General features: G+C 68.6%; 13 protein-coding genes. 4 read left to right on the top strand and 9 right to left on the bottom strand.

From position 1 onward, the window contains the following. Positions 1–48: 48 nt before the first annotated feature. Positions 49–1,869: a single-stranded-DNA-specific exonuclease RecJ gene (recJ, locus tag GBB76_RS02420; RefSeq protein WP_152301814.1), complete on the bottom strand. Its 1,821-nt coding sequence runs from the start codon at positions 1,867–1,869 to the stop codon at positions 49–51. 167 nt (positions 1,870–2,036) lie between these two features. Here recJ and GBB76_RS02415 point away from each other — a divergent pair, with 167 nt between their 5' ends. Then, entirely contained in the window at positions 2,037–3,407 is a 1,371-nt protein-coding gene (locus GBB76_RS02415; protein ID WP_152301813.1) for an esterase-like activity of phytase family protein, read from the top strand. Between the two features lie 44 nt (positions 3,408–3,451). Here GBB76_RS02415 and GBB76_RS02410 read toward each other — a convergent pair whose 3' ends face one another. Next, the gene (locus GBB76_RS02410; protein ID WP_152301812.1) at positions 3,452–4,330 is read right to left on the bottom strand and encodes a DMT family transporter; all 879 of its coding nucleotides are present in this window, start codon (positions 4,328–4,330) and stop codon (positions 3,452–3,454) included. A gap of 213 nt (positions 4,331–4,543) precedes the next feature. Here GBB76_RS02410 and GBB76_RS02405 point away from each other — a divergent pair, with 213 nt between their 5' ends. Next, complete coding sequence (locus GBB76_RS02405; RefSeq protein WP_246669010.1) at positions 4,544–5,239, top strand: alpha/beta hydrolase; 696 nt, start codon at positions 4,544–4,546, stop codon at positions 5,237–5,239. A 225-nt stretch (positions 5,240–5,464) separates the two neighbouring features. On the opposite strand, the gene GBB76_RS02400 is transcribed toward GBB76_RS02405, so the two are convergent. From GBB76_RS02400 to GBB76_RS02375, 6 genes are all read right to left on the bottom strand, one after another. After that, a complete protein-coding gene (locus tag GBB76_RS02400) occupies positions 5,465–5,806 on the bottom strand; it encodes a hypothetical protein (RefSeq protein WP_152301810.1) in 342 nt (113 codons plus the stop codon). Between the two features lie 299 nt (positions 5,807–6,105). After that, positions 6,106–7,104 carry a class II fructose-bisphosphatase gene (gene glpX / locus GBB76_RS02395; RefSeq protein ID WP_152301809.1) on the bottom strand — a complete coding sequence of 333 codons (999 nt, stop codon included), beginning with the start codon at positions 7,102–7,104 and terminating at the stop codon, positions 6,106–6,108. Positions 7,105–7,115: 11 nt separating this feature from the next. Beyond that, the gene (locus GBB76_RS02390) at positions 7,116–8,435 is read right to left on the bottom strand and encodes a homoserine dehydrogenase (protein ID WP_152301808.1); all 1,320 of its coding nucleotides are present in this window, start codon (positions 8,433–8,435) and stop codon (positions 7,116–7,118) included. Positions 8,436–8,492: 57 nt separating this feature from the next. Beyond that, positions 8,493–9,710, bottom strand: a complete 1,218-nt coding sequence (locus GBB76_RS02385) for an LL-diaminopimelate aminotransferase (protein WP_152301807.1) — start codon at positions 9,708–9,710, stop codon at positions 8,493–8,495. A 170-nt stretch (positions 9,711–9,880) separates the two neighbouring features. Then, the gene (locus GBB76_RS02380; RefSeq protein WP_152301806.1) at positions 9,881–10,453 is read right to left on the bottom strand and encodes a hypothetical protein; all 573 of its coding nucleotides are present in this window, start codon (positions 10,451–10,453) and stop codon (positions 9,881–9,883) included. A gap of 76 nt (positions 10,454–10,529) precedes the next feature. Then, positions 10,530–11,129 carry a hypothetical protein gene (locus GBB76_RS02375; protein ID WP_162375430.1) on the bottom strand — a complete coding sequence of 200 codons (600 nt, stop codon included), beginning with the start codon at positions 11,127–11,129 and terminating at the stop codon, positions 10,530–10,532. 175 nt (positions 11,130–11,304) lie between these two features. On the opposite strand from GBB76_RS02375, the gene phaC reads away from it, so the two are divergent. Next, positions 11,305–13,032 (top strand): class I poly(R)-hydroxyalkanoic acid synthase, encoded by a 1,728-nt coding sequence (gene phaC / locus GBB76_RS02365; protein WP_152304725.1) that lies wholly within the window; start codon positions 11,305–11,307, stop codon positions 13,030–13,032. 166 nt (positions 13,033–13,198) lie between these two features. Here the strand turns inward: phaC and argC are convergent, their stop codons facing one another. Then, positions 13,199–14,254, bottom strand: a complete 1,056-nt coding sequence (argC, locus tag GBB76_RS02360) for an N-acetyl-gamma-glutamyl-phosphate reductase (protein ID WP_152301804.1) — start codon at positions 14,252–14,254, stop codon at positions 13,199–13,201. 142 nt (positions 14,255–14,396) lie between these two features. On the opposite strand from argC, the gene GBB76_RS02355 reads away from it, so the two are divergent. After that, a complete protein-coding gene (locus GBB76_RS02355; RefSeq protein WP_152301803.1) occupies positions 14,397–14,972 on the top strand; it encodes a dTDP-4-dehydrorhamnose 3,5-epimerase family protein in 576 nt (191 codons plus the stop codon).

The raw sequence follows: 14,972 nt of genomic DNA, 5'->3' as shown, positions 1-14,972 counted from the left end.
CAATCCCTTCGCAACCTGATTCCGGAAGCGCGCCCAACCGCCTGATCCTCAACCGATTTCGGGCGAGGCGACATCGGTGATGCGCAGGCTGGTCTGGGTGCGGCCCTGCCATGAATCGAGATCGAGCGTGCCGGCGACATGCACCTGCTGGCCACGCGCGGCGAGCAGCGCCTGACCGAGCGGGGTATTGGCGGCGCGGAAGGCGACGCCCGAGATCACCGCCCCGTCCGAGCCGCGCAGCCGCACCCGTACCTGATCGGCGCTGCCAGGCTCGGCATAGACCACCCGATGGGCCGGGAAGGCGAAGACCGGCTGCGGATTGCCGGCGCCGAACGGCCCGGCCCGCTCGATCAGTTCGACCAGATCGGGATTGGCTCCGGCGGCCGAGAGGGCGCCGTCGATCACCGTCTCGTCCACCGCGCGCGCCTCGTCGACCGCGCCGGTCAGCGTCTCCTCGAGATAAGCGCGCAGCTCGCCGAGCCGCTCGCGCGCGATGGTGAGGCCCGCCGCCATGGCGTGGCCCCCGCCCTTCACAAGAATGCCGCGCTCCACCGCCCCCCGCACCGCGCGCCCGACATCGACGCCGGGAATCGAGCGGGCCGAGCCCGAGCCGGTCTCGCCGGTGAAGGCGATGGCAAAGGCGGGCCGGCCGAACTTCTCCTTCAGCCGGGCGGCGACGAGGCCGACCACGCCCGGGTGCCAGCCCTGCCCGCTGGAGAGGATCACCGCGCCCTCCCCGGCGCGGCCGAGCGCGGCTTCCGCCTCGGCCTCCGCCTGCGCGACGATGGAGCGTTCCACCTGCTGGCGCTCGCTGTTCAGCCGGTCGAGTTCGGCGGCGATCATCTGCGCCTCGATGGGGTCGCGCGTCAGCAGCAGCCTTGTCCCGAGCGCGGCATCGCCGATGCGCCCGCCCGCATTGATGCGCGGGCCGAGCAGGAAGCCGAGATGCCACGCCTTGGGCGGGCCGGAAAGCCGCGCCGCGTCCATCAGCGCGGTCAGCCCGGGGCGCTGGCGCTTGCGAAGCTGGATCAGCCCCTTGGCGACATAGGCACGGTTGAGGCCGAGCAGCGGCACCACATCCGCCACGGTACCGAGCGCCACGAGGTCGAGGCTGGCGAGCAGGTCCGGCTCCGGCCGCGCCGCGCTCCACCAGCCGCGCAGCCGCAATTCGCGCACCAGCCCGACCGCGACCACGAAGACGAGGCCGACCGCGCACAGATGCCCGAGCCCGGAAAGGTCGTCGGCGCGGTTCGGGTTCACCAGCGCCTCGACCGCCGGCAGTTCCTCGCCGGCCTGATGATGGTCGATCACCACCACGTCCATGCCGAGTTCCTTCGCCCTGGCGAAAGGCTCGAAGCTCATCGTGCCGCAATCGACGGCGACGAGCAGCCGCGCGCCCTGCGCCGCCAGCCCCTCGATGGCGGGTATGTTCGGCCCGTAGCCCTCGAAGATGCGATCGGGAATGTAGAAGGCCGGGTCCAGCCCGCCGGCGCGCAGCACCTCGACCAGCAGCGCGGTGGAGGTAGCGCCGTCGACGTCGTAGTCGCCGAACACCGCGACCTTCTCGCCGCCCGTCACCGCGTCGGCCAGCCGGGCGACCATGGCGCCCATGTCGGTGAGCGTGTCGGGATCGGGCAGGAGCCGCTTCACGGTCGGGTCGAGCCAGGCCTCCACCTCGTCGATGGCGACGCCGCGCCCGGCCAGCACGCGGGCGAGGATCTCCGGCACGCCGCAGCGCTGGACGATGGCGAGCGTCGTCTGCGCGCCGCGCAGGTCGAGACGCTCGCGCCAGAAGCGCCCGGTGGCCGAGCGGGCGACGCCGAGGAAGGGCCGGGGCGGCGGAGCGGCGGTGGGAAGGACGAGACTCATGGCGGCAAGGATAAGCCTCAAGCGCGCGCCCGCGTCGAGTCGGCAGGGCGCGCAGGGCGCCCCGCCCCTCGTCATGGCTCCGTCATCGCGCCGTAGCGCGCGCGACATGCCCAAGGGTCAGGAAAGCGGTTCGGCACCGCCGACCTCCCCCCGCACGGAGAACCGCCATGGCCCGTAACACCTTCCGTCATTGCCTGCTGGCGAGCGCCGCGCTCGCGCTCGTCGCGCTGGCCGGCCCCGCCGCCCGCGCCCAGGATGCCTATCCCGCCACGCTCGCCGGCCACGCCGTGCTGCCGGCGCAGACCTTCATCGCCATGCCGGCCGACGCGCCGGAAGACCTGAAGACTTCCGGCAAGTTCACCGCCGGCACTCGCGTCGATGCCGTCGGCACGGTCGAGGGCAAGTCGGCGGGCCGCCCGACCGGCGTGTCGGTTCCCTTCAAGGGCCAGCCGGTGCAGGGCCATTCGGGCATCAAGGTGATGCCGGACGGCAGCTTCTGGATCATCACCGACAACGGCTTCGGCTCGAAGGCCAACAGCCCCGACGCGGCGCTGTTCCTGCGCCACTACACGATCAACTGGGCGACCGGCGCGTTCGAGCCGCTGGAGACCGTGTTCCTCACCGATCCCGACAAGAAGGTGCCGTTCCGCATCGTTCATGAGGGCACGGAGAAGCGCTATCTGACCGGCGCCGACTTCGACATCGAGAGCTTCCAGCCCATCGGCGACCACATCTGGATCGGCGAGGAGTTCGGCCCCTATCTCATCAAGGCCGACAAGAGCGGCAAGGTGCTCGCAATGTTCGAGACCGTGGCCGGCGAGACGCCGGTGCGCTCACCCGACCATTACGCCGTCGCCTCCGCCGGCGCGCCGAACGCGCCCGCCACCTTCAACGCCCGCCGCTCCAAGGGCTATGAGGGCATGGCCGCCTCCAAGGACGGCAAGTATCTCTACGCCCTGCTCGAAGGCCCGCTGTGGGACGCGGAAAAGAAGGACTGGCAGAAGACCGCGGACGGCAAGGAATTCCTGCCGATCCTCGAATTCGACGTCGCTGCGCAGAAGTGGACCGGCCGCATGTGGCAGTACGTGCTGGAGCAGAACGGCAACGCCATCGGCGACTTCAACATGATAGACGGCACCACCGGCCTGATCATCGAGCGCGACAATGGCGAGGGCACTGTCGACAAGGCCTGCGCCACCGGCGCGAAGGGGCCGGACTGCTTCCACGACCTCGCCAAGTTCAAGCGCATCACCAAGATCGAACTGACCGACGCCAATGCCGGCGGCCCGGTGCGCAAGATCGGCCATATCGACCTGATGAAGATCGCCGATCCGAACAAGCTCGCCCGCAAGCCGCTCAATGACGGCGTGCTGACGTTCCCCTTCTTCACCATCGAGAATGTCGACGTTGTCGACGCCACCCACATCGTGGTCGGCAACGACAACAACCTGCCCTTCTCCTCGTCGCGCAATCCCGCGAAGGCCGACGACAACGAGCTGATCCTGCTGGAAGTCGGCGAGTTCCTGAAGGCGAAGTGAGTCTCGGACATAAGGTCGGGCGGGGCAAGCGCCCTGCCCGCACCTCACGCCGTGTCGGGCAGGGTCGGGTTCGACAGGTCGCGCGCGGGCTTGCGCAGGATCAGCGCGACGCCGGCGACCATGACAAGCGCGCCGATGATCTTCACCGGCGAGGGATCATCGCCGATCAGCACGATGCCGAACAGCACGGTCAGCAGCGGGTTCAGCATCGAATAGGGCACCACCACGTTGATCGGGTAGCGCTGCAGCAGCCAGTACCAGATGCCGTAGCCGATGATCGACGAGAACACCGCGCTGTAAACCACCGATAGCCAGCCATGCCATCCCGCCGAGCCGAGCGAGGCCCATTGATGGCCCTCGACCAGCCACGAGGCGAGCATGAGCTGGGGCACCGCGAAGAGGGACGACCAGCCCATCATCGTCATGGGCTTCACCTCGGTGATGCCCTTGACGATCAGGTTCGTCACCGCCCAGGCGGTCGCGCTCATCAACAGCAGCGCCAGCGGCAGCGGGCCGGGCATGGTCGGTCCGATGGCGAGAATGCCAATGCCGGCCACCGAGACGGCGAGACCGACCGAGCGGACCAGCCCAAGCCGCTCCTTGAGCACGAAGCAGGCGAGCAGGGTGGCGATCGGCGCGCCGAGCTGGATGATGACGGCGCTGGTGCCCGCCTCGGCCTGTTCGAGCGCCGCGAAGAGCAGGCCGAAATGCAGCGAGCCGAAGGTAAAGGAGACCAGCAGCACGCCGGGCATCAGGCGCAGGGGTACCCGCGTGAACGGCACGATGATCGCCGCCACCAGCACGAAGCGCAGCGCGCTCATGAAGACCGGCGGAATCTCGGCCACGCCGAGCTTCACCACGATCATGTTGAGCGCCCACACGCAGATCACGGTGAGGGCGAGCAGCTTGTCCCTGAGGGGCATTGCGGACCAGAGGCGGGAGGGTGCGGCGGCGGAATGCGCGCGGCAGCGCGGCGCGGGCCACGCGTCGGCCCGGCGCTGATAGCGCCGCGCCGCGTGCGTGCCTAGGGGGTCGGGCGCCGGCCAGCCCTGCGGGCCGAACATGACGCAGGCAAACGACCTCGCGGCGCCTCGCATGTGCTTGCGCGGGCACGCTCGCGCATTATGGTGCGCGCCATGCTGAACCTCTCGCTGCTTGGCCGGCTCGACTTCCGGCATGTCGCCCCGACCCGGCCCGCGCTCCCGCCCGGCCGGCACGATCTCGGCCTGTTCGACACGCGCGACTATGTGCTGATCGTGCCGGAAGGCATCGACCCAGCGCGGCCTACGCCGCTGATGGTGCTGTTCCACGGCGGCGGCGGCAGCGCCGAGAAGATCCTGCCGATCATGCGCCGGCACGCGGAGGAACACGGCTTCCTGCTGCTGGTGCCGCAGTCGCTGCTGCCGACCTGGGACATCGTCATCGCCGGCAACGGGCCGGACCTCGAGCGGCTCGGCACCGGGCTGGCCGAGGTGGCCTCGCGCTTCGCGCTCGACCCGGCGCATCTCGCCTTCGCCGGACACTCGGACGGGGGCAGCTACTCGCTCTCCACCGGGCTCAGCAACGGGCGGATCGTCACCCACATCCTCGCCTTCTCCGCCGGCTTCATGACCGTGCTGGCACAGGAAGGCGCGCCGAAAGTGTTCATCGCCCACGGCCAGAACGACACCCAGACGCCGATACACACCGCCGGCCGCTCGCACGCCGCCAAGCTGCGCCCGGCGGGCTATGAGCTGACCTATATCGAGCATCCCGGCCCGCATGCCTCGCAGCCGGACATGGTGAAGCTCGGGGTGGACTATTTCCTGAAGGACGTGGCCAGGGCGGGGTGACAACGCGGTGTCCCGGACAAGCCGCGCCCCTCGCGGCGCCGATCCGGGACCCAGGGAAAACCACGCGCAGCGGCAAGACCCTTTCTCGAAGTGCCTTCGGCGGGTTTGTGCGCTGGGTCCCGGCGCGGCGCTACGGCTGCGCCTTCGCTTGGCCGGCACACAAAACGAAAAAGGCCGGCGCGGTGCCGGCCTTTCCGAAGGCAGCGTCCGAACAGGAAATGTCGCTCAGGCGACCTTCTTGGACGACTTGGCGATCTCGGCGACATCCGCCTCGTACTTGGCGACCAGCGCCGCGAAGTCGGCGGGGCCGGCCTTCAGGGCGGCCTTCACGTCCGACGCCCAGGTGGTGTTGCGCAGGGTGAAGGTGTTGGTGGCCGAGGAACCGTACTTCTTCGAGAACGCCACGTTCAGCTTGAACGGGATCGGCTCGGAAGCGAGGTAGTTGGTGGTCGGATGCTCCTTCACGAAGGCCGAATAGGTCTCGGCGACCTCCTGGTACTTCTCCGCGCCGATGAGCGCGTCGATCTTGGTCAGCAGGGGCGGAAGCAGCGAATGAGGAGCGGGCATGGGTCGTTCCCTTGGCAATCGGTTTGGCGTTCTGGCGCGAGGCGAGCCCGAGGGCCCGCGTCCCGTCGCCACTCTGGTATACAGCACACCGGCCGCCAGCCAAAGCCCGGGCTGAAGCCGAGCCCCTCCCCGCACGCCCGATAGCCTGCGAAATGAAAACGGCGCGCCGCGCGCGCCGTAGGACAGTGCTCGTCATCCCGGCCGAAGCGAAGCGCAGGGCCGGGCCGGGATCGCTCGCAGGATAATCTCCCTGCGATCCCGGATCAGCCTTCGGCCGTCCGGGATGACGACGGGGAGCCTCAGCCCAGATGGAACTTGGAGAGGTCGCGGTGCTCGGCCTCGATCCAGCGCACCGTGCCGGTGGCGGAGCGCATGACAACGGTGTGGGTCTTCACCACGCCCTTGTCATACTTCACGCCCTTGAGCAGATTGCCGGTAGTCACGCCCGTCGCCGCGATCAGGCAGTCGCCGCGCACCATGTCGGTGATGGTGTAGATCTTCTTCGGATCGGAAATGCCCATCTTCTTGGCGCGCTCGCGCTTCTCCTCGGTGTCGAGGATCAGGCGGGTGTACATCTCGCCGCCGATGCAGCGCAGGGCCGCCGCCGCGAGAACGCCCTCGGGGGCGCCGCCGGTGCCGAGATAGATGTCGACCCCGGTCTCGTCAGGATTGGTGGTGTGGATCACGCCGGCGACGTCGCCGTCGGTGATCAGCTGCACCGCCGCGCCGGTCCGGCGCACCGCCTCAATGATGGCGGCATGGCGCGGCCGGTCGAGGATCAGCGCCGCGATCTCCGAGGGCTTCACGCCCTTGGCCTTGGCCAGCGAGTGGATGTTGTCCTCGGGCGAGGCGTCGATATCGATCGTGCCCTTGGGATAGCCCGGGCCGATGGCGATCTTCTCCATGTAGACGTCCGGCGCGTAGAGCAGCGTGCCGCCCTCGGCCATGGCCATCACCGCGATGGAGCCCGGCATGTCCTTGGCGCAGAGGGTGGTGCCCTCCAGCGGGTCGACGGCGATGTCGACGGCGGGGCCCTTGCCGGTGCCGACTTCCTCGCCGATGAACAGCATCGGCGCCTCGTCGCGCTCGCCCTCGCCGATGACGATGCGGCCGGCGATCGGCAGGCGGTTCAGCTCGCGGCGCATGGCGTCCACCGCCGCCTTGTCGGCGGCCTTCTCGTCGCCGCGCCCGCGCAGGCTCGCCGAGGCCACCGCCGCGCGCTCGGTGACGCGCACCAGTTCCAGCGTCAGGATGCGCTCGAGCGCCTGGCCCGCCTTGACCGTAATCTCTTCCGCCATCGTCCCAGCCCTCAGTCCTTCTCGATCCGTATCACCTGCGGCGGCGACGCGATCACGCCATCGAGATCGATGGCGGCGATCGCGCGGCGCACCGCGTCCTCAGTGGTGGCGTAGGTGATCAGCACCACCGGTGCCGGATCCTCCGCGCTCTCCGCGCGCTCCCCGCCATGGGGACGACCGCGTCGGTGCTGCATTATGGACTCGAGCGAAATGTTCTGCTCGGCCATATGGCGGGCAATGGCTGCCGCCGTTCCAGGCCGGTCGAGCGCCGCCAGGCGGATATAATACCCACCTTCATGACGCTGGATTGCGGCCTTCTCCGCCGCGCGGAGAGTTTCGGCCCGGCGGCCGAAGGGCACGCCGCCGCGCCCGGCCGCGATATCGCACAGATCCGCGACCACCGCCGAGGCGGTCGCGTCGCCGCCGGCACCCGGGCCGACCAGCGTCAGCGCCACCGCGTCGCCGTCGATCGCCACCGCATTGGTGACGCCGGAGACCTGCGCGATTGGCCAATGTTTAGGCACCATGGTCGGATGCACCCGCAGTTCGACCGCGCCGCCGGTGCGGGCGGCAACGCCAAGCAGCTTGATGCGGTAGCCAAGCTCGTCCGCCGCCTCGATGTCGGCGAGCGTGATGGAGCGGATGCCCTCGATATGGATCGCCTCGGGGTCCGGCTGCACGCCGAAGGCGAGCGAGGCGAGCAGCGCCAGCTTGTGCGCGGTGTCGAAGCCGTCGACGTCGAAGGTCGGGTCGGCCTCGGCATAGCCGAGCTGCTGGGCCTGATCGAGACAGATGTCGAAGGAGAGCCCCTCCTCCTGCATCCGGGTGAGGATGTAGTTGCAGGTGCCGTTCAGGATGCCGGAGACGCGGTTCAGCTCATTGCCGAGCAGTGCCTCGCGCAGCGTCTTGATAACCGGAATGCCGCCCGCGACAGCCGCCTCGAAATGGATGCCGACGCCCTTCACCTCCGCTGCGCGGGCGAGCGCGACGCCATGATGGGCCAGCAGCGCCTTGTTGGCGGTGACGACGTCATGGCCGGCCGCGATGGCGGCCTCCACGGCCGCCTTGGCGATGCCGTCCGGCCCGCCGATCAGCTCGACGAAGACGTCGATGTCAGGATCGCGCGCCAGTTCGACCGCGTCAGTGTACCAGCGCACGCCGGCAAGGTCGCAGTCCCGGTTGCGGTTGCGATCGCGCGCGCTCACCGCCACCACCTCGACCGGCCGGCCGATACGTGCCGCGATCTCATCGCCACGGCGGGCCAGCATGCGCACCACGCCCGCGCCGACCGTACCGAGGCCGGCGATGCCAATTTTAAGCGGCGGCGCCATCAATGTGTCCGAACTCAACAGAAGACCAGGATGCGGCGCCGCCCCGAGGAGCGGGCGTCAGCGCGCCGCGGCGAGAGGGACGACGTTGTGCAATGTTTCCGCGCCCGTTTCAAGGAAGCGGCGGATATTGCGTGCCGCCTGGCGGATCCGCTGCTCATTCTCCACAAGGGCGATGCGCACATATTCGTCGCCGTGCTCGCCGAAGCCGACGCCCGGCGCCACCGCCACGTCCGCCTTCTCGATCAGCAGCTTGGAGAATTCGAGGCTGCGCAGATGACGGAACTTCTCCGGGATGGGCGCCCAGGCGAACATGGAGGCGGTCGGCACCGGAATGTCCCAGCCGGCCTTGCCGAAACTGTCGACCAGCGCGTCGCGGCGCTTCCGATAGACGCTGCGCATCTCGGCGATGCAGTCCTGCGGGCCGTTCAGCGCGGCGGTCGCGGCGACCTGAATCGGGGTATACGCGCCGTAGTCGAGATAGGACTTCACCCGCGCCAGCGCCGCGATCAGCCGGTCATTACCGACCGCGAAACCCATGCGCCAGCCCGCCATGGAGAAGGTCTTCGACATGGAGGTGAATTCCACCGTCACATCCATCGCGCCGGGCACCTGCAGCACCGAGGGCGGCGGGTTGTCGTCGAAATAGACTTCGGAATAGGCGAGGTCGGACAGCACGATCAGGTCGTGCTTCTTCGCGAAGGCGACGACGTCGCGGTAGAAATCGAGGTCTGCCACCTGCGCGGTGGGGTTGGACGGGTAGCAGAGAACCAGCGCCAGCGGCGAGGGAATCGAGTGCGCCACCGCGCGCTCCAGCGCGTGGAAAAACTCTGGCCCCGGCTCGCAGGGCACCGAGCGGATCGCCGCCCCCGCCATCAGGAAGCCGAAGGCGTGGATCGGGTAGCTGGGATTGGGCACAAGGATCACGTCGCCGGGGGCGGTGATCGCCTGCGCCATGTTGGCGAAGCCTTCCTTGGAGCCGAGCGTGGCCACGACCTGGGTGTCCGGGTTCAGCTTCACCCCGAAACGACGCTCGTAATAGGCCGCCTGCGCGCGGCGCAGGCCGGGAATGCCCTTGGAAGCCGAATAGCGGTCGGTGCGCGGCCGGCCGATGGTCTCCTTGAGCTTATCCACCACATGGGCCGGGGCATCGAGATCCGGGTTGCCCATGCCGAGGTCCACGATGTCGGCACCGCCGTTGCGGGCGGTAGCCTTCACGCGGTTCACCTGCTCGAAGACATAGGGAGGCAGCCGGCGGATACGATGGAAGTCGGTCATGGGTCTCAAGCTCCAGGCCGCCCCTCTCTCGCGGGGTCGGCATCATGGGCGCTTCATATCACCGTTCGAGCGCCCGCACATCGACCGATGTCAGACCAAAGGGGCAGAAGAATGGTATCGGAGCCGGCGCAGGACAAAGCCGGGCGAGAGCCGCCCCGCTACCGATCTCGCTACTGGTCCTGCTCCAGCTCGCGCACCGCCTTGGCCTCGCGCTCGCGGGCGAGCTTCTCCAGATTCTGCTGAAGCTGGGTCGCCTCGTCGGTGGTGAGCACCGGACGGTCGCCGATCTGGACGGGCGTGCCGAAATGCGGGAAGGGCTTCTCCGCCTCTTTCTCGCGCCCCTTCGGCGCCGGCGCCGCGCGCGAGGTGGAGGAATCCCGGTAGCCCGGCGACGCGGCGGGAGCGGCCGGCGGCACGGATGCGGGCGTCGCTGCGGCGACAGGCTCGGAAACCGGCACGGCGGCCGTCGACGGGGCGGGGCGCAGTCGCCCAGCCTGGATCGGCGCCACGTCCACGGTGGTGCTGCCGGCGGAGTAGCTCGGAACGCCCGTGGTGACGCCGGTTGCGGGTGTGGCTACCTCGGCCTCGGCTTCGGGCACTGCCGGGGGCTCGAGCGCCTCGCCGGTGATGATGCCGGACGGCCCGCCCGACGCGGCGCAGCCCGCGAGCAGCAGCCCGGCAAGAAGGAGCGCAACCGCTCCCCGCCGACCGCCTCGCCGCTTCTGGCCCACCCGTACTCTCACCGAACCTCCCGGCAACGTCCTTCCTCCGGCCTGTTACGCACTCGCTAGCACCGGACGGGGCGTCTATTATGGCCACCTATGAACGTAGCTGCGCGCGGGGACAAGCGTTGAGCAACCGACGAATCAGCCGGAAGACGACCACGCCCTCCACCACGGAGCCGGCCGCCGAAGCTCCCGCGCGCGCCGGCGCAGCGCCCAAGCGCGCCAGCGCGCCGGCGAGACCCGCCAGCGCCGCCAAGGCTTCCGGCGCCGCTGCCATTACCGAGGCACCGGCGGCACCGAAAGCCCGCAAGGACGCCAAGGCGGTCGGTAAGCCGGCTCCCGCTCCGGCGCCGAAAACCACGCGCAAGTCGCCGGTCGCCGTCGCTTCCGTTAAGGTTGCCGCTGTCGCCGCGCCGCCTACCCCCGCACACCCACCGGCGAAGGCGAAGGCGGCGAAGGTGATCACCGATTCGCGCCCGGCACCGAAGGCCGAGGCAAAGTCACCGCAAGCGCAGGCATCCGAAGCGAAGGCTCCCGAGGCAAAGATGGCCGGGGTCAAGGCCCCCGCCGCCCGGCCCGGGATCTCACCAGCCCGCCGCGCCGCCATCAAGGCGCGGTTCACCGTCAGAACCGCCCCGCCGGCACAACAGCCGGTCGAGCCGGCGGCGCCGGCGAAGCCCGTGGCATCGGCCAAGCCGGCCGCAGCCGCAAAGACGGCGGCCCCTGCAAAGCTGGCGGCGCCTGCGAAACCGGCCGCTCCCGCCAAGCCCGCGCCTCCGGCCGCCGAATCGGCGAGCGCGGCGGCGGACGCCGCCCGCGCCGCTGTCGCGCCGATCGACATCGAGGTCTTCGCCGCCAATCTGGCGCGCATGATGGAGGAAGGCGGCCGCGCCATGGCCGCCTATCTGCGCCCGCGCGAGGACGGACGCATCAAAGACGACGTGGCCGAGGACCTCGCCGACGTCGCCAAGACCATCGGCAATGTCGCCGAGTACTGGCTGGCCGATCCCCAGCGCACGGTGGAGGCGCAGTCCCGGCTGATCGGCGGCTATCTGGAGCTGTGGTCGTCCGCGCTCAAGAAGGCCAGCGGCAAGAAGACCCGTCCGGTGGTCGAGCCGACACCGCGCGACGGGCGCTTTTCCGACCCGGAATGGAACAGCAACCCCTTCTTCGACGCCATCAAGCAGGCCTATCTGCTCGCCTCCAACTGGGCGGAGAAGATGGTCGAGGAAGCCGAGATCGACTCCCACACCAAGCACAAGGCGGAGTTCTATGTGCGCCAGATCGCCAGTGCGATCTCGCCCTCCAACTTCGTGCTGACCAATCCCGAACTGCTGCGCACCACGCTCGCCACCAATGGCGACAATCTGGTGCGCGGCATGAAGATGCTGGCCGAGGACATCGAGGCCGGCGGCGGCGACCTGAAGATCCGCCAGACCGACGATTCCAAGTTCCAGGTCGGCGAGAACCTCGCCGTCACCCCGGGCAAGGTGATCTTCCAGAACGAGCTGATGCAGCTCATCCAGTACGCGCCGCAAACCGAGACGGTGCTGGCGACCCCGGTGGTGATCGTCCCGCCCTGGATCAACAAGTTCTACGTGCTCGACCTCACCGCCGAAAAATCCTTCATCCGCTGGGCGGTGGCCAACGGGCTGACAGTGTTCGTCGTCTCCTGGGTCAACCCGGGTCCCGAGCTCGCCCGCAAGGGCTTCGAGGACTACATGAAGTCCGGCGTCCTGACCGCCTTCGACGTCGCCAAGAAGGCGGCCGGCACGAATGACCTGCACGCCGTGGGCTATTGCGTCGGCGGCACCATGCTGGCGATGACGCTGGCCTGGCTGGCGGCCTCCGGCAAGGATGCCGGCGTCGCCAGCACGACTTTCCTCACCACCCAGGTCGACTTCACCCATGCGGGCGACCTGAAGGTTTTCATCGACGAGGAGCAGGTCGCCAATCTCGAACGCAAGATGCTGGAATCCGGCTTCATGGAGGGGCGCAAGATGGCGAACGCCTTCAACATGCTGCGCGCCAACGACCTGATCTGGCCCTATGTCGTGAACAACTACCTGAAGGGGCAGGCGCCGTTCCCGTTCGACATCCTGTACTGGAACTCGGATTCCACCCGGCTGCCGGCGGCCAACCACTCCTTCTATCTGCGCAATTGCTACCTCGACAACAAGCTGGCGCAGGGCAGCCTTCTACTCGCCGGCAAGCTGCTCGACCTCAAGCGTATCAACCTGCCGATCTACTCCGTGGCGACCCGCGAGGACCACATCGCTCCGGCCGCTTCCGTGTTCCTCGGCGTGCAGCTGCTGGGCAATCCGGGACGCTTCGTGCTCGCCGGCTCGGGCCATATCGCCGGCGTCATCAACCCGCCCGCGCGCGGCAAGTACCAGTACTGGACCGGCGGCACGCCGAAAGGGAAGATCGAGAACTGGATCGCCAAGGCGCAGATGCATCCCGGCTCATGGTGGCCGGACTGGCTTTCCTGGATCGAGGAACAGGACGGACGGCGGGTGCCCGCCCGCATCCCGGGCGAGGGCCCCTTCCCCGCCATCGAGGACGCGCCGGGCAGCTATGTGAAGGTGAAGTCCTAGCGCCCCCGGGCCAAACCCGGGGAAGCGGCGCCTTGGGTCTGTGCCGTCATCCCGAACGACCAGGGGCCGATCCGGGATCGCGCGCATTAGAGAGCGGTCCCGGAAGAGCGATCCCGGCTCTGCGGCTTCGCCTTCGGCCGGGATGACGACGGGATGCACATGCCCCTCACGGGAACAGAGCGATCTGCTCCAGCCCCGTCGTCTCCGGGTAGCCGAGCACGAGGTTCATGTTCTGCACCGCCTGCCCGGAGGCGCCCTTGACCAGATTGTCGATCGTCGAGACCACGATCACGCGGTCGGGCGCGCGGTCCTGCACCACGCCGATGAAGGTCATGTTGGACCCCTTCACGAAGCGCGACTGCGGCACCTGGCCGAGCGGGAGCACATGCACGAAGGGCTGGCCGCGATAGAAGTCCGACAGCACCCGGTGCACGCCCTCGGCACCGATTCCGGCGCCGGTCTTCAGGTAGATGGTGGCGTAGATGCCCCGGCTCATCGGCACGAGGTGCGGCGTGAAGCTCGGCACAATGCTGCGCCCGGCCGCCCGGGAGAATTCCTGGTCAAGTTCGGCCATGTGGCGGTGGCCGCCCACGCCATAAGCGTGCATGCCGTCCGTCACCTCGGTGTAGAGCAGGTTCTCCTTGGCGGAGCGGCCCGCGCCGGTGACGCCGCTCTTGGCATCGACGACGATGGAATCGGGCTCGATGGCGCCGGCCTCGATCAGCGGCACCACCGGCAGGATGGCGGTCGTGGTGTAGCAGCCCGGATTGGCGACAAGCCGCGCCTTGCGGATGTCGTCCCGGTACAGCTCGACGAGGCCATAGACGGCTTCCTGCTGCAGTTCCAGCGCCTGGTGCGGGTGGCCGTACCAGCGTTCATAGGCGCCGTCGTCGCGCAGCCGGAAATCGGCGGAGAGATCGACCACCTTCACATGCGGCGCGGTCTCGAACACCTTCTTGATGACGAGTTGCGTGGTGCCATGCGGCAGCGCGCAGAAGACGAGGTCGACGCCGCTCCACTCCACCTGCTCGATGGTGACGAGCCGGGGCAGCGCGAAGGGCGCGAATTGCGGGAACACCTCGGCCATGGACTGGCCCGCCTTGCGGTCGGCGGTCAGCGCGACGATCTCGACGCGGGGATGGCGCAGCAACAGTCGCACGAGTTCCGAGCCCGTATAGCCCGAGGCCCCGAGAATCGCGATCCGCGCCTTGCTGTCCGTCATGTCCGGTCTCCTTTGCGCCCTCCTCTAGCGCCATTGCGTGATGGCGGGAAGACGGCGCGCGCATGGCTGCCTATCGCGCGACGAGGAACCGTGACACCAATTTCTCATCGGGCGAATCGGGATGCCAACGGAGAGCTGGCAAATGAGCGTCGAGGAAGCGGCCGATGAACGGGTCGTCCGGCATGCCGAGCTGATCGCGCAGGCCAGGCGCGACCAGCAGACGGTGGCGAGCGACGGTGCCTCGGTCGCGCAGCTCATCGATGGCGTCGTGATCCGCGATCTCGCGACCCATGTCGACGAGCGCGGCTCGCTCTGCGAGCTTTTCGACCTGCGCTGGCCGGAATATCCCGATCCCTTCTTCTACTCCTACTTCTTCACCATTCGACCCGGCGTGGTGAAGGGCTGGAATCTTCATCAGATGCATGAGGATCGCTATGCCCTCATCCAGGGTGAGATGGAGCTCGTGCTCTACGACACCCGCCCGTGGTCGCCGACCTGCGGCATGCTGAACCGGCTGAAGCTGACGCCCTATCGCCGACAGCTCGTCAACGTGCCGAAGCATGTCTGGCACGCCGACCACAACATCGGCAGCACCGACGTTCTGGTGGTGAACTACCCCACCATGGCCTACGACCATCGCAGCCCCGACAAGTACCGCCTGCCGATCGACACGCCGCTGATCCCGTTCTCGTTCGGCCCGCACGCGCGCGGCGGGTGA

The organism is Ancylobacter sp. TS-1 (assembly GCF_009223885.1).
Classification (GTDB): Bacteria; Pseudomonadota; Alphaproteobacteria; order Rhizobiales; family Xanthobacteraceae; genus Ancylobacter.
The sequence above is the reverse complement of the archived record's forward strand: the minus strand, read 5'-3'. Positions and strand labels throughout refer to the sequence as shown.